This window comes from Paenibacillus marchantiae, from assembly GCF_028771845.1.
In the GTDB taxonomy this organism is placed as follows: Bacteria; Bacillota; Bacilli; order Paenibacillales; family Paenibacillaceae; genus Paenibacillus; species Paenibacillus marchantiae.
Genome location: NZ_CP118270.1, coordinates 2,293,710 through 2,319,027 on the forward strand (window position 1 = coordinate 2,293,710; position 25,318 = coordinate 2,319,027).

The following is a 25,318-nucleotide window of genomic DNA, read 5'->3' on the forward strand; positions in this document are numbered from 1 at the left end:
AAGTCTCCTGCGGAATGCGGGGTTAACAGATTAGAGGAGCCGATTGCGATGAGCTGGGAGTATTTATTGGGCATCATGAAGCCCATGCTTGAAGGGGCACAGACCACGATCTTTTTATTTTTGCTGGCTATTATAGTGTCTGTACCACTTGGATTTGGAGTAACCTTATTGATGAAAAGCCGATTCAAGCCGTTGGCATGGATCGCTCATACGTACGTATATGTGATGCGAGGAACGCCGCTGATGCTTCAGCTGTTGTTCTTTTGCTTCGGTCTGCCGCTGCTTCCAGGCGTAGGGGAGTATCTTGTATTTGACCGTTTCACGGCGGCAGCACTAGCTTTTATTTTGAATTATGGTGCCTATTTTGCCGAGATTTTCAGAGGTGGATTGCTCTCGATTGATAAAGGACAACATGAAGCCGCACAGGTACTGGGCCTAAGCAAATGGCAGACGATGACGAAAGTCATCATCCCGCAGATGATCCGGGTTGTACTGCCTGCGACGGCGAACGAGTCCATTACGTTAATTAAAGATACGGCGTTGCTGTATGCAGTTGCCGTACCCGAGTTGCTCCATTATGCACAGGCCGCAGTAAACCGGGATTTCCGTCTGACGCCGTTCCTGGTTGCAGGTATTATTTATTTGTTGCTGACCATGGTACTCACCTTGTTCTTCAAGGCACTGGAGAAACGTTATACATTTGAGTAAAAACGAACGGAACAGAAGTTTATGAAGTTATCCAATCTCATCAATTAAAGGACTGTCTGCATATGACACATATTATAGAAGTGAATCAATTAAGAAAATCATTCGGCACACTTGATGTGCTGAAGCAGGTAACGTTCAACGTGGAGCCGGGTGAGGTCATTGCCGTGATTGGACCTTCCGGTTCGGGTAAAAGTACGATGCTGCGCAGCCTGATTCATCTTGAGGATATTTCGGGTGGCACCATTCGTATCCAAGGCCAGGCGCTGGCTGAGAACGGATCGTATGCAGGTGCCGCGGATATTCGAAAGATTACGGATCGCATGGGCATGGTCTTTCAGCATTTCAACCTGTTTCCGCATCTGACGGTACAGGCGAATCTGGAACTGGCACCGAAGACGTTGAAAAAAGAAAGCTCAGCGATCATCCGGCAGCGCAGTTTGGAATTGCTCGGTAAAGTAGGGCTGTCTGACAAGGCGGATGCTTATCCCGCTAACCTGTCCGGTGGACAGAAACAGCGCGTAGCGATTGCCCGCGCACTTATGATGCAGCCCGATATTCTGCTGTTCGACGAGCCGACCTCGGCACTCGATCCCGAGCTGACGGGGGAAGTGCTGCGTGTCATCAAGCAGTTGGCACAGGAGAATATGACGATGATGATCGTCACCCATGAGATGAGCTTTGCCCGCGATGTCGCGGATCGCGTCTTCTTCATGGATAACGGTGAAATCGCCGAGTCGGGTCCACCGGAGCAGATCTTCGGCAATGCCAAGATGGAGCGCACGCGTACGTTTTTGCAGCGGGTGGAAGTGGAAGGGTAGAGGTTAAGACGAGTTAAGATATGAATGTAAACGGGATCCGAATTCATTGGTTCGACGAAAGTCGACGATGGATCCGGATTTTTTTAATAAAATCGGAATATTTACAAATAATGGAGCATATTTTTCCAGTTAATCAAGTATAATAAGACTACTTATTAAACAGGGAGGATTTACCTTTGGATCAACGTCACAATGATGTGGATCGTTATTATAGCGATCCGCTTCCGCCACCACCTTATGTAGTACCAAAAACCAATAGCAAGTCTATCGCAGCTCTTGTCTTGGGGATTTTGTCGCTCACCATACCATACTTGGGATTTTTTATTGGTATCGTAGCTATCATATTTGCGTCTCTGGCACTGAAAGAACTCAGAATTCGTATGGAACAGGGGAAAGGGTTGGCCATTGCGGGTCTTGTCTGTGGGATTATTGGGACGGCTCTCTATGCTATTCTCATTATACTTGTACTGCTATTTACTTTTTTGGTAAGTACCAATATTACTTCTACATACTAAGTGTTTGAGCAGTTCCCTACTTCTTTTTCTCATGATCAAAAAAAGCAAGGCCGTGTATAAGCAAACACCCGCTGTTATTCAGACGAGGGTGTTGCTTACAACAAGCCTTGCTTTTTATTTTTCTATCTTATACGTGAAGCACTGCCTCACTATTTACTTCTTCGACTTTACTCGTACGATGCATTATGAAATAGGTAAAGGTAGCTGCCAGGCCAATCACAGCAAAGATGCACAGAATACCGATCTGATCCCATGCCACACCGAACTGTCCACTCGAAATAACAGCTTTATACCCGGTGACCGAATAGGTCATTGGCAGCCATGGATTGAAACCTTTCAGCCAATTCGGAATGAGCTCCAATGGGAATGTACCCGCACTGGTGGTCAGTTGGAAGATTAACATGAGGATCGCCAGGAAGCGGCCGGGATTCTCCAACCAAGTAACCAGAGCCTGAATGATATACATGAAGGTCAGGCTGGTAACGAAACTGAATAAAAGGAACAAAGGCACGCTTTGAACTTCCAGGCCCAAGCCGGACAAGACAAGCCAGGAAGCGAGCAAGGACTGCATGGCACTCATGATCGTGAAAGCCAGCGTTCTGCTCACAAAACGATTCCAGCCACTCGCATCGGTAACCGAGCTGCTGCGTGTTGGTACAACCAGCGTTGCAATCAACGCCCCGACAAACAGTCCCAATGACAGGAAGTATGGTGAGAATCCTGTACCATAGTTGGGCACTTCATTATGTTTATGTTCATCCACCTGAACGGGCTCTGCGTACATCGTTACGAGTTCATCCGTCTTTTTCACACTACCCGTTTGATCGGCGGCATCATTCAGTTTGGTGGCAAGCTCACCAGAGCCGTCGGTCAATTTGGAGGTACCTTCTTTTAAATCTCCAGCGCCATCATCCAGCTTGCGGGAACCGTCTGCAATGGTAGTGATTCCCTCTGAAAGTTGGTCCAATCCATCAACCAGTTTTCCTGCACCTGCGTTTAATTGACTCGAACCCTCTGAAAGTTTGGCTCCGCCAGCGGCAGCCTCAGACAACTTGGCGTTGAACTGCTGGAGGCCAGTCGCAAGCTGCACCTGCCCAGCGGACAATTGCGTTGCTCCTTCTAGAAGCTGCTGCTCACCCTGCACTAACTGGCTGCTGCCTTGGTGCAGCTGCTGTTGAGCAGCTTGCAGGTTTTGGCTGCCTTCGAGCAATTGCTGTCCACCTTGATATACCTGTTCACTACCAGCGGCAACAGCCTGGCTTGCTGCCAGGAGTTGCTGTACAGCCGGGTTAGCAGCTAACTCTGGACTGGCTTCAGCTAATTGAGCAAGACCTTGCGCAACGGCCTTGGCACCTTCACTTACTTTGCCACTGCCTCCGACTGAAGTCTGCAATCCAGCGGTCAGCTTGGCGCTGCCTTCCTCGGTTGCAGCCAGTCCAGCATCCAATTTTGCGACTCCTTCCTGAGCAGATTGAATCCCAGCCTGTAACTTTTTGCCGCCAGCTTCAGCCTGTGCTGCTCCGTCACCAAGCTTCGCACCTGCTGCCGCCAATCGGGACAAGCCATTGGAAAGGGAGCTGGCTCCTGTATGAAGCTCATCAATACCCTGAGCTAAGGTGTTCGTGCCTTCTTTTAACGGGGTAATGCCTGTTTCGAGTTTGTTGGTTCCATCGGCCAGTTTGGATAGGTTCTCTTTCAACTTGGAGGCACCTTCATCCAGCTTAACCGCACCCTCGTTAATCTGACCTGCGCCATCTCCGGCATCCGCCAAACCGCTAGAGATCTTCTCCACCTGGTCGAGTAACGTTTCGGTATACGATTCCGTCACTTTGGCCGAGACTTTGGATTTGATCTGTTTGACCGCTGTCCCGCCAATCTGACCCGCAAGGAAGTTGTATCCTTCATTGGGTTCATAGATCAGCTCTGCCGGCTCGGGATGGTCATCCATCAGAGTGGTTGCTTTTGCAGAAAAATCTTCTGGAATAACAATCGTCATATAATACGTGTTGTCTTCCATGCCTTTCTCGGCTTCTTCTCGGGTTACAAATTGCCAGTTGAAGTCGTCACTTTTTTTCAATTCATCGACCAGATTCTGTCCGACTTCCAGCGATTTGTCATTGTAGGTTGCCCCCTGATCCGTGTTGACCACGGCGACAGGCAGTTCATTCATTTTGCCGTAAGGGTCCCAGAACGCATTGAGGAACAGACCGCTATACAGTACCGGAATGAACAGCACCACGAGAATCGGAATAAATACTTTTGGTTTCTTGAAGGCAGATTTCAAATCCTGCCCAAATACAGTGAATGATTTCATCATGTTCTCTCCCCATCATTACGCTACTCTGTTGCTATATCTCTCTCTAATCAATAAAGGATTCATATTCACATCTTTCTTTATGTAGGGGATAATCCACTTTTGAGAAAGAGGCCCACGAAATCCTTGATCTGATCCTTATGCAGCGAAGGATGCGCTTTGTTCCAATCGGATGTTAAGGTGACGTACAGCTTCAACAGGACAAAAGAGACCAGCCTTGGATCGTCTTCACGAATCTGCTCTAGTTCCATGGCGCGCTGAATTTGGCGTTCCAGATATTCGAGAATGGCGGTTTCTACTTTTTGCAGACCTTCCTTTGCCTGAGGCGTGCCGAACTCGTTTACCTCCTGAAACAGCTTGATTAACAGCTCATGTTCCTCTCTATACTCCAGCAAAGCGTCCATGCTCTGGTGTACGTTCTCAAGAAATGGTTTGTCGTCTTGAACAGTTTGTTCCGTAATTCGCTTCATATCAGCAATGATCGAGTGGAGGATCTCTCCGAACAGTTCTTCCTTGTTTTCGAAAAAAGTATAGATCGTACCTTTGCCCACATTGGCCAGTCTCGCAACTTGCTCCATTGTGGTGGCTTTGTATCCAAACAGCGCGAATGATTTCTCAGCAGAGTCCATGACTTGCTGTCTTCGATCGATGGTTTTCATGGTATGTGCACCTCCTGATCGTATGCAATGATAAAAGACAACTCAGAGTTGACCGGATTACTTATTTGGTCAATTGGTCGTAAACAAATGTATCATTGAATGGGGAGGAAGGAAGTGATGTTTGTCATAAGCCCATCCGAAATATTAGCCCTCCACCATCATCCCCACCTAAAGAAAACACAAGTGAACGAAAAGACAGTCCATTGTTGCTCTCTCACAGGAACGCTAAGATGAAGTTGTTAAAGCGTTTACATTATGTGTTGAAGGGAGCTTAACTCGGATGCCAGAAATTACGATCAGGCTGTATGAAGGCAGGACGGATGAGCAAAAGCAGGAGATAGTGGAGGTGTTCACACGCGAGCTCTCGCGTATTATCGACCGTGAGCCGGATTACATTTCCGTTGAATTCAATGAAATTCCATGGGACGAGAACGTTCCTGATAATTTGAAAGCCATGCAATCACAGAAGCAAGGAGGGGAGAAGACGTGAAGCCGGCGGACATCGCGCCGCCAAGCAGGGGAACAGCCAGACTTAACTCGTCTGGTCTGGGCACTCGGCTCGGAGATGCGGGACGTTATCTGTGGCGATACCGGATACTATATCTGCTCTCCGTACCGGGCATTCTGTATTTTTTCCTTTTCAAATATGTGCCTCTGTTCGGCTCGATCATTGCTTTTCAGAACTACAATATTTTCAAAGGCATCACCGGAAGTGATTGGGTAGGGTTGGAGCATTTCCAGAAGATGTTCAGCCATTATGACTTTTTGCGAATTCTCAATAACACACTTCTGCTCGGACTATATGATCTGGTAATTGCATTCCCGGTACCGATCTTACTGGCCATTCTGCTGAATGAAGTACGGATGATTGTGTTTAAGCGTTTGCTGCAAACGATTGTTTACATGCCTCACTTTCTGTCCTGGGTCGTCATTAGTGGTATCTTCATGGGTATTTTCTCGATGGATGCCGGGGTGGTGAACAAGGCACTTGGATTTCTGGGCATGCAACCGATCTACTTTCTTGGGGAAGACTCTTACATTCGTTCCATTCTGATCGGTTCGGGGATTTGGCGGGATTCCGGTTACGGCACAATTATTTTCCTGGCTGCCATTGCGGGAATTAATCCCGATCTGTATGAGGCGGCAGAGGTGGATGGAGCCGGACGTTTGAAGCAAATATGGTCGATTACTCTGCCATCATTACTGCCGACGATTATGATCTTGCTGCTGCTGCACATCGGAAAGTTCCTCGATCTGGGCTTTGAGCGTGTGTTTGTATTCCTGAATCCGCTCAATCTGGAATCTGGAGAAATTCTCGATACGTATATCTACAAAGCCGGCCTTCTCTCACAGCAATACAGCTATACAACGGCCATCGGGTTGTTCAAGTCGGTCGTGGGTTTGATGCTTGTTCTACTCGGTAATTTCTTCAGCAAAAAAACAACCGGCGAAAGCCTGTATTAGGAGGCGAGATAGATGCGTACCCCTAGTGTCCGTTACCGTATATTCCGCATTGGAAATCTCGTTTTTCTTACGCTGCTCTCGTTGACGATGATTCTGCCTTTCATTAATGTGCTGGCTCAATCTCTTAGCAGCTCGGAAGCGATCATGGGCGGAAAGGTCAGCTTCTGGCCTGTTGCTTTTACCTGGATCAATTATGAATATGTATTCGGCGATGCTTCGTTCTGGCGGGCATTTGCGGTATCGGTTGGGGTGACGCTGTTCGGGACGCTGGTCAATCTCGCTGCAACGGCATCGCTGGCGTATCCCGTTTCCCGTCCAGAGTACAAGGGGCGCTCCCTGGTCGTCATGTTTGTCTTAGTGACCGTTGTGTTCTCGGCGCCACTCATTCCGAACTTCATATTGATGAAGGAACTGCATCTGGTCAACAACCCGCTGGTTCTAATTGTGCCAGGAGCGATTAATGCCTTTAACTTTTTCGTTATGCGCTCGTTCTTCGCACAGCTTCCGGGCGAACTGATCGACGCTGCCCGTATTGATGGCTGTGGGGAATTCGGTATCATCTGGCGTATCGTCATTCCATTGTCCAAACCGGCTATGGCATCACTCGGCATTTTCTATGCGGTAGGCCACTGGAACGCCTATTCCACCGCGCTTTATTATCTGAATGATCCGGCCTGGTGGCCGATCCAGGTAACACTCAAGAAGCTGTTTGAGAGTGACGATATTTCCGTCGATCCAGGTTCAGCCGTCTATAGCACCCTTGCACATACATCGCCGGAAGGCATCAAAATGGCAACCATCATCATCGCCACCCTGCCGATTATTATCATTTACCCTTTCCTGCAAAAGCATTTTGTAAAAGGAATCATGGTCGGCTCCGTCAAATCTTAAGTACAAGAAGCATACAGATCTGACGGAAACGGGGGAATGGCGATGTTCAGAATCTTGATTACGGACGATGAGCCGATGATTCGGATGGGTCTGGCGAAGATGATCAAGCAAGCGGGACTGTTCGACTGTGAGATACGGCAGGCAGCGCATGGGGAAGAGGCCCTTCAGGTGGTAGAGGCCTTTCGGCCACACATCCTGTTTACGGATATCCGCATGCCAACGATGGATGGTATTGAGCTGTGTCGACGTTTATCCGAGCAAGGCAGTACGATGCGCATTATTGTGGTTTCCGGTTATTCGGACTTTGAATATGCAAGAGCCTGTATGGATTATGGAGTAAAGCGATATCTGCTGAAGCCTGTGGGACGACAGGAGCTGCATGAACTGCTGCTCAAATTGCTGGCCACCGAAGAGGATAAACCTACGGTTTCTCTTGTACCCGTGAGGGAGCTGAATGATTGGGCGATGCGTCTGGAAGAGGCCATATGGGAGCTGAGACAATCAGATGTCACGGAGCTGCTCGCAGCATGGTCTGGTCGTTACCCGTCATACTCCTTGATGCCTGAGCAGACAGCGGAGCTTTTTCAGGAATTGCTGGAATTGATTGTGGCCCGCATGAACGCACGTGGCAACGGAACGATGAGTACATCCTGCGAGATAAATGAAAGCGCTTCCTCAAAGGAGTGCTTCGAGGCTTTGGGCAACGAAATCCACACGTTAATGAAGACGATCAAGGAAAAGCGCAGTGGCAAGCGCAAGCATCCAGTGGAAGAAGCAAAAGCCTATCTGGAGAAGCATTTGCGCCGTGAAGTGTCACTGGACGAGATTGCCGCCAAGCTGGGCCTTAACCCGTCCTACTTCAGCCAACTGTTTAAACAGACCACAGGTCAGACCTTTATCCAATACCGTATACGCAGCAAAATGGAACTGGCCAAACGCATGTTGGAACAGCCTGGCAATCGGATTACGGATATATCCTACGAAGTGGGGTATGCGGATCATCCCCATTTTACGAAGACATTTAAGAAAATTACCGGACTGACCCCGTCCGAATACCGCAGCAAGTTGGGCATTGAATGATGAAGCGCAGCCTGTCCATCCGCCTGTTCTTTCATTTTGCCGTCGTGATTACGTTGTCTCTGTCCGCCATCGGCCTGTTCACCTATACCTATGCCTCGACTGAAATGAACGACCAGCTTGCGGACAACATCGCCCAAACGATGCGCAATACGGCGTACCAGACTGATCTGTATTTGCAAAATTATGATCGTGCAACCTACTCCATTCTCTCGAACGGAAGTGTGAAGCATTTCCTCGATATGAATTCGGAGGACAGTTATGCCTATTACGAGTACAGCCGTCAGATTAAGACGAACGTGTTCCCGCCTGTTTTTATGTTATACCCACAGATCAAGTTCCTGTATGTTATCGGGGATAACGGGCGTGTTGTGATTGATGACAACCAGAATTCAGCTGGCATACCGGATATCGACGCGGCACAGCAATATAAGGAGTTGCTGGCTGCAACCCCTGCAAATGGAGAATCGACGTTGCTTACCCGCAGTATTCGCAGTGGACAGAGCGCCAATGTGATTACGATCGCTCGCCGGATTAGAGGGGTATCCTCCTATACGCCAAACGGAGTACTGGCGATGGAAGTAAATGTGCTGGAGCTTGACAAAATATGGGGAGAACTCGACCTCGGTCAAGGTGGGTATCAGTATGTGATGGATCAGAACGGAACTGTAATCTACACACCCGGGGACGAAGAGGCGCAGACAGCGATGGCGTCCAACACTGTGAATAGGCTTATGCACATGGAGGCAGGATCACTGGAACAGAACACGGATGGCACCAAACGGCTGCTCATATCGGAGCTTTCTGCATATTCGGGTTGGCGTTTTGTCGCTTCCGTGCCGCTGTCGGAGCTGCAAAGACCGATTGCAACGATCCGTTCAGCCACATTATGGGTTGGTGCAGGGACCTTGCTCGCCGCGCTTGTCGTGGCCTACCGGATCGGAGCATCTCAAGTGGAACCTATTCGTGTGCTGATGAACGGAATGAGACAGACGGAGAAGGGAATCTGGAACAAGGTTGAGATGAAGGAAAGGCGCGATGAAATTGGTGTGCTGATCCGCAGCTATAATCTGATGGTCAGCCGCCTGTCGGACATGATTGAGAGTGTATACGAGTCGGAGCTGCGCCGCCAGAAGTCGGAAATCGAGCTTCAGCAGGAGGCGCTGGAACGGCACCGTGCGGAATTTCAGGCGCTTCAGTTGCAGATCAATCCGCATTTTCTCTACAACACACTGGAAACGATCAAATGTTATGCCGTCGTACAGGACTCCGAAGAAATTGCACAGATGGTGGAATCCATGGCTCATATGCTCCGTTATTCCATTCAGACCAATCTGGAGGAAATTACGGTTGCTAATGAGTTGAAGCATGTGCTGGCCTACCTTTCCATCATGAAACATCGCATGGATCGAGAGCTTGAAGTTGAGGTTATCATTGCGCCGGATCTGTTGTTGGAAAAAATGGTTCGACTCACCCTTCAGCCACTGGTGGAAAATGTGTTACAACACGCATTTCCGCGAGGCATGGAGCCCGGTCACTTTATCCGTATCGATGCTCGGCGCCTGGAAGATCGCTTTCTTGTCATCGTCCAGGATAACGGTATGGGCATGAGCGAGGAACGCCTGAAGAAGCTGCGTGACCGTCTGGAATTGAATCGTCTGGCAGGCGAAGATTCCGATGATGTCTACCATCGCGGAGGCATCGGACTCATGAATGTTCATCGCCGGATACAGCTGGTATTTGGAGAAATGTATGGCTTGATGATTGAGAGTGAGCAAGGCTTGGGAACGACCATTACGATGGCGCTTCCCGCAGATCAGCATAGCAAACGGATTTAATTGAACCTATAACAGGGAGGAAGATCGAACATGAATATTAACTTGCAGAACAAAATTGCGCTGGTTACCGGCTCCAGCGGAGGAATTGGTGCTGCCATTGCTGGGGCATTGGCACGTTGCGGAGCAAAGGTAGCTGTGAATGGCCTGCATAATATGGATCGGGCGGAGGAGGTCGTGGCCGCCATCCGGGATGCTGGCGGTGAAGCAGCGGCATTTCAGGCAGATGTGACCGATACGAATGCCATAGAATCGATGGTTGGAGATATTACGTTCCGCTTTGGCGGTCCGATTGATCTGTTGATTAATAATGCAGGGCATCTGGTTGAACGGAGTCCGATTGAAACGATGAGCGAGGAGCTTTACAGCCGGATTATGGATGTCAATCTGAAGAGCGCTGTCTTTGTCTCCAAAGCGGTCATTCCTGGTATGAAAGCGGCTGGAGGCGGCCGAATTATCAATCTGACCTCGGTAGCGGCTCATAACGGGGGCGGTCCGGGTGCAGCTATTTACGCAGCCTCCAAGGCATCTGTCATTGCGTTAACCAAAGGACTTGCCAAAGAACTGGCGCCTGGCGGGATTACGGTCAATGCCCTTTCACCGGGCTTCATCGGGCAAACGGCATTCCATGCAACGTTCACCTCGGCGGAAGGCCGATCTTCTGCGGTAAGCAGCATTCCGCTTGGACGGGAAGGGACTCCCGATGATGTCGCAGGAGCGGCGCTGTACCTGTGTTCCGAGCTGGGTTCTTTTATAACCGGAGAAACGATTGAAATCAATGGCGGAATGTACATGCGTTGATGCTACACCATTGTGATAAGGGGGGAACGATACGATGGAAGTGAAGCGGAAGCTTGCAGAAAGACCGTTGTACCAACCAATCAGCGGGCCATTCCATGTGGACTATGCACCTGATGAACATACCGTTCTGGCAGAGAATCCGCCAAGATTTACCTGGATGGCGGCGCAGCAAGAGGATGAGAACGCCTATATGCTGCAGGTGTCGGTGGGGCCTTCTTTTCAGGAAGAAGGGACGATGACCTTTGCGCCGCTCCCGTATAACTTTTTCACGCCGGATAAAGTGTTTGAACCTGGAGATTATTATTGGCGATATGCACTGCTTGTAGATCATCCAGTGCAGCAAGGTAGCGAAGCCGAAGTGGATGTCGTGCGGGGTAAGCAGCAGGAAATGTCGGAATGGAGTGAGGTGAGGCGGTTTACGGTACCAGCGGGATTGCCCGAGACACCGATACCTTCTCGGGCACAGCGGTATGTTGCCACGGAAACGTCTCACCCTCGGCTATGGCTCGGAGATAGCGGGCTAAGGGCACTTGCGGATGCCATTGCGTCAGATGCTACATATTGCGGCTGGCATATGTTTATGGCAAAATCCGTGGAGCCATGGGCCAACAGAGAGCCGATCAGTGAACCGCTGCCTTACCCGGATAACAAACGTGTCGCTGCGCTGTGGAGGCAAATGTACATTGACTGTCAGGAAACGTTATATGCGATTCGTCATCTCAGCATCGCGGGGCGGGTGCTTCGTGACGAACGGTTGCTTGGTGCAGCGAAAATCTGGCTGTTGCATGTAGCGGCTTGGGATACGGAAGGAACGACCTCCCGTGATTACAACGATGAAGCGGCCTTTCGGGTCGCAGCCGCGCTCGCTTGGGGCTATGATTGGCTGCATGATGAGTTGAACAGTGAAGAGCAAGATGTGGTGAGGCGCAGTTTGCTGCGTCGAACAGAACAGGTGGCCCAGCATGTGATGGTCCGCTCGAAAATCCATCATGTGCCTTATGACAGCCATGCTGTGCGTTCATTGTCTTCCGTGCTTGTGCCCTGCTGTATGGCCTTGTTGCATGAGGAGCAGCAGGCTGCAGAGTGGTTGGATTATGCGATCGATTATTATGCCTGTCTGTACTCCCCTTGGGGTGGCAGTGATGGGGGATGGGCCGAAGGTCCAATGTACTGGACAACAGGCATGGCCTATGTGACCGAAGCAATGAATTTGTTGCGAAATTATGCGGGCATCGATTTCTTTCGTCGGCCGTTCTTCCAGCGTACCGGAGATTTTCCACTCTACGTGTACCCGCCCGACGCTCGGCGTGCCAGCTTTGGAGATCAGTCTACGCTGGGTGACCCGGTAAACTTGAAAACAGGCTATCTTGTCCGCCAACTGGCAGGTGTTACAGGCAACCACTGGTACCAGTGGTACTTTGAGCGTGTACGCCAATCCGATCCGGGGACAGAGGGGGCTTTTTATAACTACGGTTGGTGGGACTTTAACTTTGACGACTTAGTATACCGCCATGATTATCCGCAGGTGGAGGAAGAGTCACCTGTGGACATCGAGCCGCTCAAGTGGTTCCGTGATGTGGGGTGGGTAGCCATGCATCACCGGATGGACGATCCGGATGAGCATATTATGCTTCTTCTCAAATCGAGCCGTTATGGTTCCATCAGCCACAGTCATGCGGATCAGAACAGCTTTACCCTGCATGCATTTGGTGAGCCGCTTGCGGCGGATACGGGCTATTATATCGCGCACGGCAGCTCCTTTCACCGGGAATGGCGCAGGCAGACACGCTCCAAAAACAACCTGCTGATTGGCGGAGCAGGTCAGTATGCCGAGAACAACAAGGTGCTGAACATGGCTGCCACCGGGCAGATCGAAGAGGCCTATTGGCGGGATGGCGATGGTTATGTGCGCGCGGTAGCGACCGATGCCTATGCCAGCACCGTACCCCATGTGAAGCGTGTTGTACGGGAGATTCATTTTCTACAATCCTCCTATTTCGTCATTGTGGACCACATTGATCTGGAGAAGCCGGACAGCGTTCAATGGCTGTTCCATGCACTGCACCCGCTACAGCTGAAAGGGCAGAGCTTCCGTCTGAACGGTAATAAGGCGGGGCTTGAAGGGACGTTTGTATATGCTTCCTCCGGTGAGTTGTCGCTCAGCCAGACGGATCAATTCGCAGAGGTGGACCCGGCAGAGTACGAAGGGTTGGAAAGACATTATCATCTGAGCGCAGAAACGCGGCCTGCCTCAAGCCATAGAATTGTAACGCTGCTTGTGCCATATAAGATCGAGGAGCCGAAGTATGTCCCTTATTTCATTGATGACCAGGATCACGGCATTCATCTCTATTTTACCGACAACGGTGTAACGAAGAAGATCGAGGTATCCAAGACGTACTAGGGAGTGCTGACCTAAAGAAAACGCAATCTCATCTAAAACATCCCCATTGTTGCAGGCGGTGGGGATGTTTTAACATCTATTTGAAAGCGCTTCACCAATGAGTAGTACCTAAATCAGGATGAAAAGAGGGGTAGCATGAAAAAGTGGATGGTCTCAGGCATGGCGCTATTGCTGGCGGCAGCTGTCATGACGGGGTGCAACAAAGGGAGTGGAGCAACATCCGGTGAGGGCGGGGGAGACGGCAAAACAAAATTCTCCATTTCACTACGGACGCTGGCGTATACCTATGTGGAGAAGTCACCGGACATTAACAAGGATCAATGGGTGAAGAAACTGGAGGATCTGACCAATACCGATCTGAAAATTGTCCTGGTGCCCCACAAGGAATATGAACAGAAAATGGTCCAGATGTTTGCCACCAATGATATTCCTGACGTGGTGCAGGGTGACGGCGGCGTCAACGGCAAAGAGATGGCAGGCTCGGTCGAAGCTGGAGTATTTCAGCCGCTGGATGAATTGTTGCAGCAGTACGGGCAAGATTTGCTCAAAGCCGTGCCGAAGGAAGCCTGGGACCAGGTAACCCATGACGGCCATATCTATGCCATCCCCGAATATTTATCCAATCCATCCCGCCGGGCAACGTGGATTCGCAAGGATCTGCTGGATCAAACGGGACTACCGGTGCCAACTACGGTTGAGGAAACTATGGACGTTTTACGCGCCTTTAAGAAGCTCGGCGTGGAGAATCCGTATATGGGACGTGAGGATTTCAAATATGCAGATACTTTTTTCGGTGCCTATGACGTCCAGCAATTCCTGTCCATGATGGAGCAGCAGGGCGACCAGGTTGTACCGAAATTTATGGATAACGAGAATATGCAACAAGCCCTAACTGTCTATAAGACGATGTACGAGGAAGGGCTCATCAACAAAGAGTTCGCGACCATCAATTCCACGGTATTCAAAAATACGATTCTCTCGGGCAAGGCAGGTATGTGGTCCATGAACGCCAACGAACTGATCCAATGGGAGAAGCAGATTAAAGCATCGGTTCCCGATGCCAAAATCGAGATTATCCCTTCCCCAGTCGGCCCCGACGGAAAGGGCGGTTATTATCTGTACGGTCCGGTGACACGTGCCTACTTTATTAATAAGGATGCGGCTGATCCGGCTTCCATTATCCGTTTCTTTAACTGGATGGTGTCTGACGAAGCCGAGAAGTTTTTCACATACGGCACAGAAGGAGAGACCTACACAGAGGATAATGGTGTGATTTCTTACAAAGCTCCAACAGACTCCGCTGGCGTGGACGAAGAGCGTTACCGTCAGTCGTTCTTATGGTTCGTACAGGACACGACGTACAATAAAGGCTCGTTATCGCTGACAGAAGAAGGCAGAAAGCTGATGAATATTTACGATACCATCTTAGCCAAAGAAGGTCGGGATGGCATCAACTTTGATCCGCGTTTGGAAGCTTTTGTACAGAATCCCGAGATTGCTCCCAATTCGGATACACCTCCTCAGGTATTGCTCACACACATGATCAAGATGGTTTATGGTAAGGAGCCAATTTCCGATTGGCCAAAAGTGGTAGAGGAATGGAAATCCAAGGGCGGCGATCAGGCAATCAAAGAAGCCACGGAGAAATTTAAAAAAGGTGAAGGCGTGTCCGCACCGCGTCGCTAACTATATAAGTCGAAGCGATCGGAAGGTTGTTCTGTCATCGGAGTGGCAAGTCAGCTGAATACGGAGGGGATACAAGTGATTGACGTGTTCAAAACGTGGAAGAAGCGGGTTGTACTTGTTGCCATGTCTGTCATACTCATTAGCGGTATTACCGTTCCCGTGCATGAAGTCCGGGCGATGGAAGACGCTGATCCTCATTCTATTTTAAATACTACGCAGGAAGAAAATATCCCAGATCCGGAGGGCCCGGAGCTGGAGATTTACGCGGAAAACTTTGATGACCCGGACAATTTTGGCTCTACAGGCGGAATTGCACTGAGAGCTCCCTGGCTGCAGGAAGGAGTAGGTGGAAGCAAGGCCAAAACATCATCTTCCACAACCGCACCCTCGCTGCCCAACATGATCAAGATTGACGGAACCGATGCACTCGCGCTGCCACTTGATCTAACTGGATACGGAAATATCCGGCTGAGCTACTATACACGCGCCTCGTCCTATATCAGCGGAAGCATTATTATCGAATGGTCGAAGGACGGGGGCAGTTCCTGGGCAACGCTGGAGACATTTGAACTTCCCCCAGGCACTCCAGATGTGAAGAACAAGGAAGGTAATACGCTAAAAAGCTGGGCGCTGGGTTCGGAAGCGAACAATAACAGCACGGTGAAAATTCGTTTTCGGACAGGAGATGCCATGCAGGCCAACATGTATATCGACAATGTTGCCATTTATGGTCAGGCTATTCCCGGTATAACGCCTGCCCCATCGCCAGTTCCGCCTGGAGAGGAGAATACTGAATTTACGCCACCACAAGGAGTGACTTTATACGAGGATGTGGAGATTGGCACGGCTGGTGGGCGAGCAATCTATTCATCCATTGCTGTTCCTGAGACAGCGGCAGCTGAACCGATGCCGGTCATGGTCTATATCCATGGAGGTGGATGGAATCACGGGGACCGAAAGCAGGCATTGAACTCCATTTGCAATTATGTACTCAAACGCGGTTACATCGGTGTATCTCTGGACTACCGACTGACGCCTGAGGCGCCTTTCCCTGCCCAGATTCAGGATGTAAAGCTTGCTATCCGATATTTGCGGGCAAATGCGGCGCAGTACAACCTGGACCCGAGTCGTATAGGCGTCTGGGGATCATCTGCGGGCGGCCATCTGGCTGCATTGCTCGGTACAACAGGGGACATTGTGGCTGGTGACACTGTAATGCTCGATACAGGGGTGACGGTAGATGTACCTGATCTTGAAGGTTCTGGCGGATGGCCTGAGTATTCCGACAAAGTGCAGGCCGTTGCCGACTGGTACGGACCCGCTGATTTTACAACGACATTTGCCAATAACTATAGCTCGGTCACGGCTCTGCTTGGCGGACATCGTGCATTCGATGTACCGGAGCAGGCCAGACTTGCGATGCCGGGAACTTATGCTTCACCGGATGATCCACCGTTCTGGATTCGGCACGGTGATGCTGATGCCACCATTCCTTACACAGACAGTGTTACTTTCGCGGGACAGCTTCAATCTGCGGGTGTCCCGATAGTGGATATGAAAATCGTACCTGGTCAGGGCCATGGATTTACAGGGACGGCTTCCGAGGTTGCCAATGCGGCGGCATGGGCCTTTCTTGATGAACATGTGAAGAACCGGATCGTTACGGAGCCCATTATGTTCAAAAACAATCCCGAAGACACTTCGCCTGGAGCCGAAGAAGAAAAACCGTTGATTGAAAAGGTCATCGCCAGCAAGCTGCCAAGTGACGATGCGGCGATTGACAGCAGCAAGCCTGATCTGAATTTCAATCAGGCAACGGGCTCCAGCACCGGATTACTAAGCATCTCTTCCACTTCATCGACCAAGAAATATGTGTATTTCAAATTTGATATGTCCGGAAATGAGCCCGAAGGAGATCGGTATCGACTACGGATTGCCGCCAAAAAAGGCACATCAAATATCAATACAGAGTTGTCTCTTTACGGTTTGAATGAAACAGACTGGAGCGAATCATCGTTAACCTGGTCGAATGCTCCGGTCCAAAGTCTCAGCGAAAGTTCGCTGCTTGGCAAATTCCAGGTCACGGCAGATCGTAGTGGAAGCCCGGCCGTCTATGAAGTGGATGTAACCGATTATGTGAAGAGTCGTCCAGATGCGGGGCAGATTGCATTTTTGCTCGCGGATGCGGGATCAACAGGTGTTTCCGTTAACGTCTATACCAAGGAAGCCAACGGAACGAGCAATCCGCGTCCACAGTTATCGGTCATTGCTTTAATCGAAGAAGGCAGTGACGCGCAGTCACCAGAATGGGAGCAGGGAGCTATACTTGAGATTCGCAACTGGGGAACGGATTTTGCGGAACTGAGATGGCCCGCTGCCAGCGATGATACAGCTGTATCTGCATACCGGATATATCGGGATGGAGTTTTGCTGGCTGAACAAAGTAAGCAGTCATTTCATGACAGCGGACTTGCTGCTGGAACATCGTACACGTTTCAAGTGAGGGCGATTGATGAAGCTGGCAACGTCAGCAGTGCCCTATCATCCGATTTGACCACCCTTACCGTTCCGGTATCGTCCCTGCCTGTTGCCTCCGTCTCGGCAAGCGGTAGCGACGGCAACCTGGCGACTAATACCATCGACAATAACAGTTATACACGCTGGTCTGTTGCCGGAGAGGGGCAATGGATCACATTTGATCTGGGGCAGGCACAGCAAGTGGGCTATGTTGGGATTGGTTTTTACAAAGGGGATGTCAGGAAGACCTTTTTTGAAATAGAAACGTCTGTTGACGGTGATCATTGGACCCAGGTATATGGCGGCGAAAGCAGCGGGGATACAACAGAAATGCAGGCATTTGATATCCCGGATACTTCTGCACGTTACGTACGGATCACCGGACATGGCAATTCTGATTCAAGTATTTATACAAGTCTGACCGATGTGCATTTGTATGCTCCTTTTGCAGGGGGAGGGACGCCTGTTGCCCTGATTCCATACATTGAGCCTCAACCACCGGAGGGAACGGAGTCCTTTATCGCTCCAGGTCTGACGGAGACAGATGGAACACCACATGCAGTCCATCCTCCTCATGCTGTAACCGGACGTACGATTGATGTACGGGATTACGGAGCAGATCTGGCTGATCATACGAGTGATGACCGACCTGCAATACAGGCTGCCATTGATGAGGCCAGCGTTGGTGATGAAGTGTTTTTGCCTGATGGAGTGTACAATTTGTTGTCCGGGCCGGATGGAACTACCAACCTGATGCTCAAATCCGGGGTGAACCTGAGAGGAGAGAGCAGTGGAGGAACCGTGCTCAAGACATCGTTGGATCAGGTGACGGGCAGCGCCGTCCTGAAAGCATCGGCTCAGCACAGCATTCTCGTATCCAATATGACCCTAACTTCATCCTGGTCTGGCAGCTACACGACCGATCACAAATCCAACAATCCCTCCGCAGGGGGGCCGGATAGCATGATCCACATCGCTAACTATGGTGAGGAACCATCGTATGACATTACGATCGACGGTGTAATTGTGGAGAAATTTAAACGAATGGCTATCCGCATCGAACACAGCCGAGATGTCGTTGTGAAGCATGCAACATTCCGCAATGCAACAGATCTGGGCCCTGGGGGTTCAGGCTACGGAATATCCATTCAGGGAACGGCCAAGACTGATCGGCTCGGCTTTGACAATGATACGTTATGGAATGTGGTGGAGGATAGTACGTTTGAGGGCCCTTATCTCAGACATGGAGCGTTGATCCAGTTTGTCGCCCATAACAACGTGCTGCGTGGCAATACATTTAACGGAACGAAGTTGGATGCTATTGATCTTCATGGTGAACTGGAGTATTTGAATGAAATCTCGGGCAATGTCATTACGGATGTGCTGACAGGCGCAGGGATTGGACTTGGCAATACAGGGGGTTCAGCACCCAGCAATCACAGCAAGTCGGGCAAAGGAAACTACATTCATGACAACACGATCAGGAACAGCCAAATCGGCATTTCGGTAACCATGGGCACCCCCGATACTCTAATCGAGGATAATCTGATCGAGAATACAACCACGATTACAGATACGGCAGGAATCAAAGTGCTGAATGGACCGGGCACGGTAATTCGAGGCAATGTGATCCGTAACAATACCGCTAGCGGTTACTGGGGCGTGCGTCTTGAGCGCGACAAAGGTGATGCCGGAGCCGGCAATATTGGCGAAGGAAACCCCGAGAATGTGTTAATTGAAAATAACCGAATCGAAGGTAACACAAACGGAATTGGACTCTTTGCCGGAGTCGGCATTCTGCTAAAGGCCAACATTCTAAACAATGTGAATGAGGACTATTACAAAGCAGCAGGTGTTACAGTTACCGAGCTGTAAAGGATCAGAGCAAGTAGCCTAGCAGGCGTCTATATAAGTTGAAGCTCAATTTTACACTATACTGCAATCGGAGTGATCAGGTGTACCATTTATAGTTCAACTTATGTAGCCTGATGGGCTACTTTTTGTTGTGAATCATTGATTTAAGATTCATTAAAGGTTTGTCCTCTACCATGGTTTCATAAGCCTAAGTTGCTTAACAGAAACCAAGAAGGAGGATTCATCATTTGAATAGTTTACTACGTAAAGTTGCAGTAACGGCCTTGTCCGTGACGATGGTAACATCATCTTTTGCCTTGGTAGGAAGCCCGAACGCTGCGTTTGCCGCAGAGGATACAAGCACCAGCACAGGCGTCACGCAAGCCTATGAATCGTTGTTCCAAACGGACAACGTCATTGATGTGAATGTTACGATTGATGATGCAGACTGGAAGAGCATGCTCGAAAGCCCGCTGGATAAGGATTATAAGAAGGTAAGTGTGGAAGTGGACGGCAACAAGCTAGATAACGTTGGTTTCTCCACCAAGGGTAATCTGACTTTGAAATCCGTAGCCTCCATGCAAGATTCTGACCGTTACAGCTTCAGACTGAAGTTCGATAAATACGACAAAACACAAACCTTGCTCGGTCTGGATAAAATGGTCCTTAACAACAACTATTCCGATCCATCGTACATGCGTGAAGTTCTTCACTATGAAGCTCTGCGCAGCATTGGCATGGATGTACCGATGACGAACTACGTTAATCTGTATATCAACGGCGAACTGGTTGGTTTCTATACCGGGGTTGAAGCAGTAGATGACAGCTACCTGGAACGCAATTACGGTGAAGATTATGAGGACGGTGTCCTCTACGATACGGATGAGAAGAGTTACCTGCAATATTCAGAAGGCAGTGACTACAGCACCATCACCGAAGATTTGGGTACGGACGAGAATAAAACCAAACTCAAAAACTTCATCAAAACGCTGAACGACATGCCTGAAGGTGAAAAAGGTGATATCGAGAGTGTGCTGGATGTGGATTCGGCACTGAAATATATCGCGGGCAACATGGTCTTTGGTAACTATGACAGCTATAGCGGCGACAAAGGGCATAACTACATGCTTTACGGAGATGCGGCTGGCAAATTCACCGTTGTACCTTGGGACTTTAACATGTCCTTTAATGGATACTCGGGTGGAGGGGGACGTGGTACAACAACAACTGGATCAACCACGACCAACACCAATGCAACGAACGTATCCGTGGACGAGCCAGTACTGGGCATTAGCATGGAAAATGTACCGATGATCAACAACCTGTTGGCCGTGCCTGAGTATAAGGAAAAATACTTGAGCTACGTCAATGAGTTGACGGATTATATGGAAGGCATCCAGGATCGTATCACAGGTCTGGCTGACATCATTCGGCCATATGTAGAAGCAGATCCAACGAAGTTCTACACAACCGAACAGTTTGAATCCAACATTGCATACTCTGCCAACGCTGATGCAACAGGTGGTATGGGTGGCATGGGTGGTACACCACCAGAAGGATTCGAAGGCATGACACCACCAGAGGGCATGGAAGGTATGACGCCTCCGGAAGGTTTTGAAGGCATGACACCTCCCGATGGTACAACACCGCCGGATGGCACAACGGGAACAGGAACAACAGACAGCACAGGCAATACCCAAACACGTCCGGGCGGTAACTTTGGCGGAGGTGGAGGCATGGGCTCCATGGCAGCGGGATCGTTGACGACATTTGCCCTGAACCGACTTGCCAATCTGCAAGAGCAGCTTGGACGTGAAGTAACGCCTTTGCCAGAGACTTCAGAAGATACAGGCACGGATAACGGAACAGGAACGACCGACAAAGCGATTACGGTAACTCTCGATGGCAAAGCGATTACGTTCCCGGATCAGGACCCGCTAGAGCAAAGTGGCCGGGTTATGGTACCAGTGAACGCCATCCTTGAAGCTTTGGGTGCAGAAGTAACGTGGGACAAAACAGCGAAAACGGTAACAGCTGTACTGAATGACCAGACGCTTGTGCTCCAGATCGGAAGCAGCACAGCAACGGTGAATGGTGAAACGCTCGAAATTGATGCACCAGCCATTATCAAAAACAGTCGCACGCTTGTGCCGGTACGCTTCATCTCTGAAGGACTGGGACTGACCGTGGATTGGGATCAAACGGCTGCACAAGTAACACTTACATCCAAATAATATCTCTCTTGTAGAGAAACGTTGTTCTACGGAGAACGAGAAAAGGGATTCGATGATCAGATCGAATCCCTTTCTGGTACAATGAGGGAAAAGGAGGGAACACATATGGCTCCCGATAAAACAAAACTTTTCCCTAACGATAATATTCGTACCGTTTGTTACATTCAGAATTTGCCGCCGCGCTCTAATGTGCTGATCGGTGATTATACGTATTATAGTGACAACAGTCGTCCACCCGAGCAGTTTTATGACCGCATTCAGCATCATTATGATTTCCTAGGCGATCGTCTGGTGATCGGTAAGTTTTGTGCAATTGCCGAAGGTGTGACATTCATTATGAATGGTGCTAATCATCGGATGGAGGGCATGACAACCTATCCCTTCAATATTTTTGGTGGTGGTTGGGAGAGAGTAACTCCTACGCTGGATCAACTGCCTTTTAAGGGAGACACTGTATTGGGCAATGACGTCTGGATTGGGCAAAATGTAACTATCATGCCGGGTGTCGCGATTGGAGACGGTGCCATCGTTGCTTCCAATGCGACAGTCACCAAGGACATCGAGCCTTACACCATTGTGGGTGGCAATCCGGCCAAACCAATCAAAAAGCGCTTCGACGACGAGATCATTGCTTTACTGCTGGAACTGAAATGGTGGGATCAAGATGAGGCGTGGTTGGACACACATTTGGAACGACTGGTCTCTACATACGATCCGCAGACATTGCGTGAGCTTCTGAAGAGTAAGTAGGTTGGTGTACGTGAATTAATTTGCAAAAAAAACGAGACTATCGCTGGTTCCTTATGGAGCCAGTTTTTTTATTTTGCACTCCATATGCTCATCATCATCACACTTCATGGAACCTTGCATATCCACACTAAGCCCCTGGATGGAAGAAGTTAAGAGAGCCAATCCATCTGTAGGTGGACTTAACTCCCGTTGAATTCGGCTGCACTAAATGTAGATCAGAGAACACGTGGAGAAGGTGAGGAAAAAAACATGATGAATATTGTTATTGTAGCCGTCATTGTTCTATTGTTATCGCTAAGGGAGAAGGAAGTGAAGACATCCCGTTTATGGGTCTTTCCAGCGATTATTGCGTATTGGGTGCTTTCGAGCGTAGTAAATACACCATTAACGGTGGGCAACATTCTGTTATATATTGTTTTTCTCATCATAGGTTGCGGGATTGGTGCGTGGCGGGTACATCTGGAACAGCTTCGAATCCATCCAACTACAGGTAAAATGATGTCTAAGGGATCGCTGGCCAGTAGCTTGCTTCTGATCGCGGTTATGGTGTTAAGACAGCTCGCCAGCCAATGGGATGTGCATCATACGGTGGTTTCACTGAGCAATGCTCTGTTGTTTCTACCTCTGGGAAGCATCGTTGCCCGGCGTTATTTTCTGTATGCCAAAGTCCAGCGTTTTCAAGGCAGAGGTGTATAATCATTTCAAACTTTAGGATTGGAAAGGATAGCTATGCAGAACGATTCGAAATGGATGCAAATTCGAAAGGTGATACTGGATCATACAGCAGATCTTATTTTAACGTTGCTGCTGCTCTCCAGTCTGATTGAGCCCCTCAAAGAATTGGCGTGGGTCGATTTGGGTGCAGGACTGATCGTTAGACTGCCCTACCTTATGTTGGTTTGGGTTCCACAGTCACTTCGAAATGAGCGGATGCGAACGTTAGGGATATTGGTGATTTGGATGGTGACGCTGCTCTATGCCCAGTTCTTCCAGGCCGAGTATCGTATATTTGAATTAACCTTTTATCTCATCGGATATACTGCGCTAAAATTGCCCATCCATCGTTCTTCGTTGCTTGGCTTCGTTATCATCATTGGGAATGCGGCGCTGCTCTATATGGATGAATACGAACCCAATCAGATTCTGGTGTATTCGATGGCTCACGCTGTAACCTATATTCTATGCTGGGCTGCGAGAATCAGGCGGGAAAGCAGACAGGACAGCAAACGACATTATGAGGAATTGCAGAAGGTGCACGCTGAACTGACACATGCCCATCAGGAGCTTCAGGATACACATCAGGAGTTGGAGCAGGCTACCGTGCGATTGATGCAGTATGCCGTACTTGAAGAACGAAGCCGAATCTCAATGGATTTGCACGACAGTGTTGGTAACCGATTGACATCCATTATTGTTCAGCTTCAGGCATTGCCATATATGATGAAGATGGATGCAGCGGAAGCCGACAAAGCGATGGGTACGGTGCTTGAAGTAGTCCGACAATGTCTCCAGGAGGTTCGGACTGTTGCTCATCAGATGGGCAGCAATGAAGCAGGCCTCGGGCTGGTCGCCTTGACGAGTCTGGTGAATGAGATACGGGAGATGGCAGGTTTCACGATCAAACTGACCCCCCAAGAGCAGACGAGTCATTGGACGCCAGAAACGTCCGAATTATTGTATCGTGTACTTCAGGAAGCGTTAACGAATATTATTCGTCATGCCCAGGCTTCGCAAGTGAAGGTGGACATCTTGGAGAAGGAGCATCAGCTACATATGATTGTGGAGGACAACGGAATGTATCGCAAAGAGAATCCGATCTCTCCCGGTTTCGGACTGTCGAGTATGAGAGCAAGATGTGAAAGGGCAGGCGGTTCCTTATCCATTGATGCAGTCGATCCACATGGAATGAGGTTAACCCTTACCATCCCTCAAGATGTGAAGGAGATTATGGGAGGTGATGAACAATAATGGAGCAAGACATACAGGACATACGTGTACTCCTCGTGGATGACCAGCATCTGGTCCGGCATGGTTTACGTTTTATTATTAATGCACAGCAGGATATGGAAGTGGTAGGCGAAGCGGGTGGGGGACATGAAGCAGTCCTTCTGGCAGCAGAGCTTCGTCCACATGTCGTATTGATGGATGTGCAGATGGAAGCAGGAGACGGACTGGAAGCGACAGCGGAGCTGATGAAGATACTGCCTGACTGCAAAGTGGTCATCCTGACCACATTCGATCATGAGGACTATGTGTACAAAGGAATACGTGCCGGAGCTGTTGGTTATCTGCTCAAGGATGCGGCGCCAGACGAACTCGTTGATGCGGTTCGTGCTGCATATCGGGGGGAGGCGATCTACCGCACGGCGGTGGCAGCCAAGGTGATCGGTCTTGCTATTCGTTCAACTCCGAGTCATTCGGATTCAGTGAAGGAGACGGTAGCAAACGAACAATTGCCGGAACCGTTTACGGGACGGGAATTGGAGGTTTTGCAGCAGATGGCATATGGATTACGGAATGAGGAGATTGCTCGCAAGCTTTTTATCGGAGAGAGTACGGTCAAGACTCATGTACATCGCATTTTGCAAAAGATTCAAGTGGAAGACCGCACACAGGCGGTCGTCTTTGCCATTCGTAATGGATTCGTCAAGTAAACCTTTCTTGATCTTCTGTGGAGTAGTGATCCAAATTCAGCAAATAACCAGCTGCCCCATGCGGAGCTGGTTATTTTGTATGACCACAAAAACAATGTCTCAAAATTGAGAAAAGAGATGGAATGTTGTGTGAGATA

19 protein-coding genes are annotated in these 25,318 nt (G+C 49.5%); 17 read left to right on the forward strand and 2 right to left on the reverse strand.

The genetic code is table 11. The features are described from left to right. Positions 1–48 precede the first annotated feature (48 nt). The 3 genes from PTQ21_RS10400 (at position 49) to PTQ21_RS10410 (ending at position 2,041) form a co-directional block, all read left to right on the forward strand. Positions 49–708 (forward strand): amino acid ABC transporter permease, encoded by a 660-nt coding sequence (locus PTQ21_RS10400; protein ID WP_063565931.1) that lies wholly within the window; start codon positions 49–51, stop codon positions 706–708. Between the two features lie 62 nt (positions 709–770). After that, on the forward strand, positions 771–1,526 hold the full coding sequence (locus tag PTQ21_RS10405) for an amino acid ABC transporter ATP-binding protein (protein WP_274569764.1): 756 nt from the start codon (positions 771–773) through the stop codon (positions 1,524–1,526). Positions 1,527–1,702: 176 nt separating this feature from the next. Beyond that, on the forward strand, positions 1,703–2,041 hold the full coding sequence (locus PTQ21_RS10410) for a DUF4190 domain-containing protein (protein WP_274569765.1): 339 nt from the start codon (positions 1,703–1,705) through the stop codon (positions 2,039–2,041). A gap of 127 nt (positions 2,042–2,168) precedes the next feature. On the opposite strand, the gene PTQ21_RS10415 is transcribed toward PTQ21_RS10410, so the two are convergent. Further along, on the reverse strand, positions 2,169–4,355 hold the full coding sequence (locus PTQ21_RS10415) for a YhgE/Pip domain-containing protein (protein WP_274570476.1): 2,187 nt from the start codon (positions 4,353–4,355) through the stop codon (positions 2,169–2,171). 80 nt (positions 4,356–4,435) lie between these two features. Continuing rightward, complete coding sequence (locus tag PTQ21_RS10420; protein WP_274569766.1) at positions 4,436–5,014, reverse strand: TetR/AcrR family transcriptional regulator; 579 nt, start codon at positions 5,012–5,014, stop codon at positions 4,436–4,438. A gap of 280 nt (positions 5,015–5,294) precedes the next feature. On the opposite strand from PTQ21_RS10420, the gene PTQ21_RS10425 reads away from it, so the two are divergent. The 14 genes from PTQ21_RS10425 to PTQ21_RS10490 all read left to right on the forward strand — a co-directional run bounded on the left by PTQ21_RS10425 (position 5,295) and on the right by PTQ21_RS10490 (position 25,181). Next, complete coding sequence (locus PTQ21_RS10425; RefSeq protein WP_063567830.1) at positions 5,295–5,504, forward strand: tautomerase family protein; 210 nt, start codon at positions 5,295–5,297, stop codon at positions 5,502–5,504. A 56-nt stretch (positions 5,505–5,560) separates the two neighbouring features. After that, positions 5,561–6,478 carry an ABC transporter permease gene (locus PTQ21_RS10430; protein ID WP_063567852.1) on the forward strand — a complete coding sequence of 306 codons (918 nt, stop codon included), beginning with the start codon at positions 5,561–5,563 and terminating at the stop codon, positions 6,476–6,478. A gap of 12 nt (positions 6,479–6,490) precedes the next feature. After that, positions 6,491–7,369 (forward strand): carbohydrate ABC transporter permease, encoded by an 879-nt coding sequence (locus tag PTQ21_RS10435; protein ID WP_063567831.1) that lies wholly within the window; start codon positions 6,491–6,493, stop codon positions 7,367–7,369. A gap of 42 nt (positions 7,370–7,411) precedes the next feature. Beyond that, the gene (locus PTQ21_RS10440) at positions 7,412–8,449 is read left to right on the forward strand and encodes a response regulator transcription factor (protein WP_274569769.1); all 1,038 of its coding nucleotides are present in this window, start codon (positions 7,412–7,414) and stop codon (positions 8,447–8,449) included. Then, positions 8,446–10,284 carry a cache domain-containing sensor histidine kinase gene (locus PTQ21_RS10445; protein WP_274569770.1) on the forward strand — a complete coding sequence of 613 codons (1,839 nt, stop codon included), beginning with the start codon at positions 8,446–8,448 and terminating at the stop codon, positions 10,282–10,284. The genes PTQ21_RS10440 and PTQ21_RS10445 overlap by 4 nt, the downstream gene beginning before the upstream one ends. Positions 10,285–10,314: 30 nt before the next feature. Further along, positions 10,315–11,082, forward strand: coding sequence for an SDR family NAD(P)-dependent oxidoreductase (locus PTQ21_RS10450; RefSeq protein ID WP_274569771.1), 768 nt, complete (start codon positions 10,315–10,317; stop codon positions 11,080–11,082). A gap of 34 nt (positions 11,083–11,116) precedes the next feature. Beyond that, positions 11,117–13,486, forward strand: a complete 2,370-nt coding sequence (locus PTQ21_RS10455; protein WP_274569772.1) for a heparinase II/III domain-containing protein — start codon at positions 11,117–11,119, stop codon at positions 13,484–13,486. A 135-nt stretch (positions 13,487–13,621) separates the two neighbouring features. Continuing rightward, on the forward strand, positions 13,622–15,172 hold the full coding sequence (locus tag PTQ21_RS10460; RefSeq protein WP_274569773.1) for an extracellular solute-binding protein: 1,551 nt from the start codon (positions 13,622–13,624) through the stop codon (positions 15,170–15,172). A 42-nt stretch (positions 15,173–15,214) separates the two neighbouring features. Beyond that, positions 15,215–19,564, forward strand: a complete 4,350-nt coding sequence (locus PTQ21_RS10465) for an alpha/beta hydrolase fold domain-containing protein (RefSeq protein ID WP_274569774.1) — start codon at positions 15,215–15,217, stop codon at positions 19,562–19,564. A gap of 227 nt (positions 19,565–19,791) precedes the next feature. Further along, entirely contained in the window at positions 19,792–21,777 is a 1,986-nt protein-coding gene (locus tag PTQ21_RS10470; protein WP_274569775.1) for a CotH kinase family protein, read from the forward strand. Between the two features lie 105 nt (positions 21,778–21,882). Continuing rightward, on the forward strand, positions 21,883–22,527 hold the full coding sequence (locus PTQ21_RS10475; RefSeq protein WP_079695080.1) for a Vat family streptogramin A O-acetyltransferase: 645 nt from the start codon (positions 21,883–21,885) through the stop codon (positions 22,525–22,527). 249 nt (positions 22,528–22,776) lie between these two features. After that, the gene (locus PTQ21_RS10480) at positions 22,777–23,223 is read left to right on the forward strand and encodes a DUF1453 family protein (protein WP_072735153.1); all 447 of its coding nucleotides are present in this window, start codon (positions 22,777–22,779) and stop codon (positions 23,221–23,223) included. A 54-nt stretch (positions 23,224–23,277) separates the two neighbouring features. Beyond that, positions 23,278–24,495, forward strand: a complete 1,218-nt coding sequence (locus PTQ21_RS10485; RefSeq protein ID WP_274569778.1) for a sensor histidine kinase — start codon at positions 23,278–23,280, stop codon at positions 24,493–24,495. After that, entirely contained in the window at positions 24,495–25,181 is a 687-nt protein-coding gene (locus PTQ21_RS10490) for a response regulator (protein ID WP_274569779.1), read from the forward strand. Before PTQ21_RS10485 ends, PTQ21_RS10490 begins: the two co-directional genes overlap by 1 nt. Positions 25,182–25,318: the final 137 nt, after the last annotated feature.

Coding starts and splice junctions, on each gene's coding strand:
- PTQ21_RS10400 (WP_063565931.1), top strand. CDS start 49: ATGAGCTGGGAGTATTTATTGGGCATCATGAAGCCCATGCTTGAAGGG.
- PTQ21_RS10405 (WP_274569764.1), top strand. CDS start 771: ATGACACATATTATAGAAGTGAATCAATTAAGAAAATCATTCGGCACA.
- PTQ21_RS10415 (WP_274570476.1), bottom strand. CDS start 4,355: ATGAAATCATTCACTGTATTTGGGCAGGATTTGAAATCTGCCTTCAAG.
- PTQ21_RS10420 (WP_274569766.1), bottom strand. CDS start 5,014: ATGAAAACCATCGATCGAAGACAGCAAGTCATGGACTCTGCTGAGAAA.
- PTQ21_RS10425 (WP_063567830.1), top strand. CDS start 5,295: ATGCCAGAAATTACGATCAGGCTGTATGAAGGCAGGACGGATGAGCAA.
- PTQ21_RS10435 (WP_063567831.1), top strand. CDS start 6,491: ATGCGTACCCCTAGTGTCCGTTACCGTATATTCCGCATTGGAAATCTC.
- PTQ21_RS10440 (WP_274569769.1), top strand. CDS start 7,412: ATGTTCAGAATCTTGATTACGGACGATGAGCCGATGATTCGGATGGGT.
- PTQ21_RS10445 (WP_274569770.1), top strand. CDS start 8,446: ATGATGAAGCGCAGCCTGTCCATCCGCCTGTTCTTTCATTTTGCCGTC.
- PTQ21_RS10450 (WP_274569771.1), top strand. CDS start 10,315: ATGAATATTAACTTGCAGAACAAAATTGCGCTGGTTACCGGCTCCAGC.
- PTQ21_RS10455 (WP_274569772.1), top strand. CDS start 11,117: ATGGAAGTGAAGCGGAAGCTTGCAGAAAGACCGTTGTACCAACCAATC.
- PTQ21_RS10460 (WP_274569773.1), top strand. CDS start 13,622: ATGAAAAAGTGGATGGTCTCAGGCATGGCGCTATTGCTGGCGGCAGCT.
- PTQ21_RS10475 (WP_079695080.1), top strand. CDS start 21,883: ATGGCTCCCGATAAAACAAAACTTTTCCCTAACGATAATATTCGTACC.
- PTQ21_RS10480 (WP_072735153.1), top strand. CDS start 22,777: ATGATGAATATTGTTATTGTAGCCGTCATTGTTCTATTGTTATCGCTA.
- PTQ21_RS10485 (WP_274569778.1), top strand. CDS start 23,278: ATGCAAATTCGAAAGGTGATACTGGATCATACAGCAGATCTTATTTTA.
- PTQ21_RS10490 (WP_274569779.1), top strand. CDS start 24,495: ATGGAGCAAGACATACAGGACATACGTGTACTCCTCGTGGATGACCAG.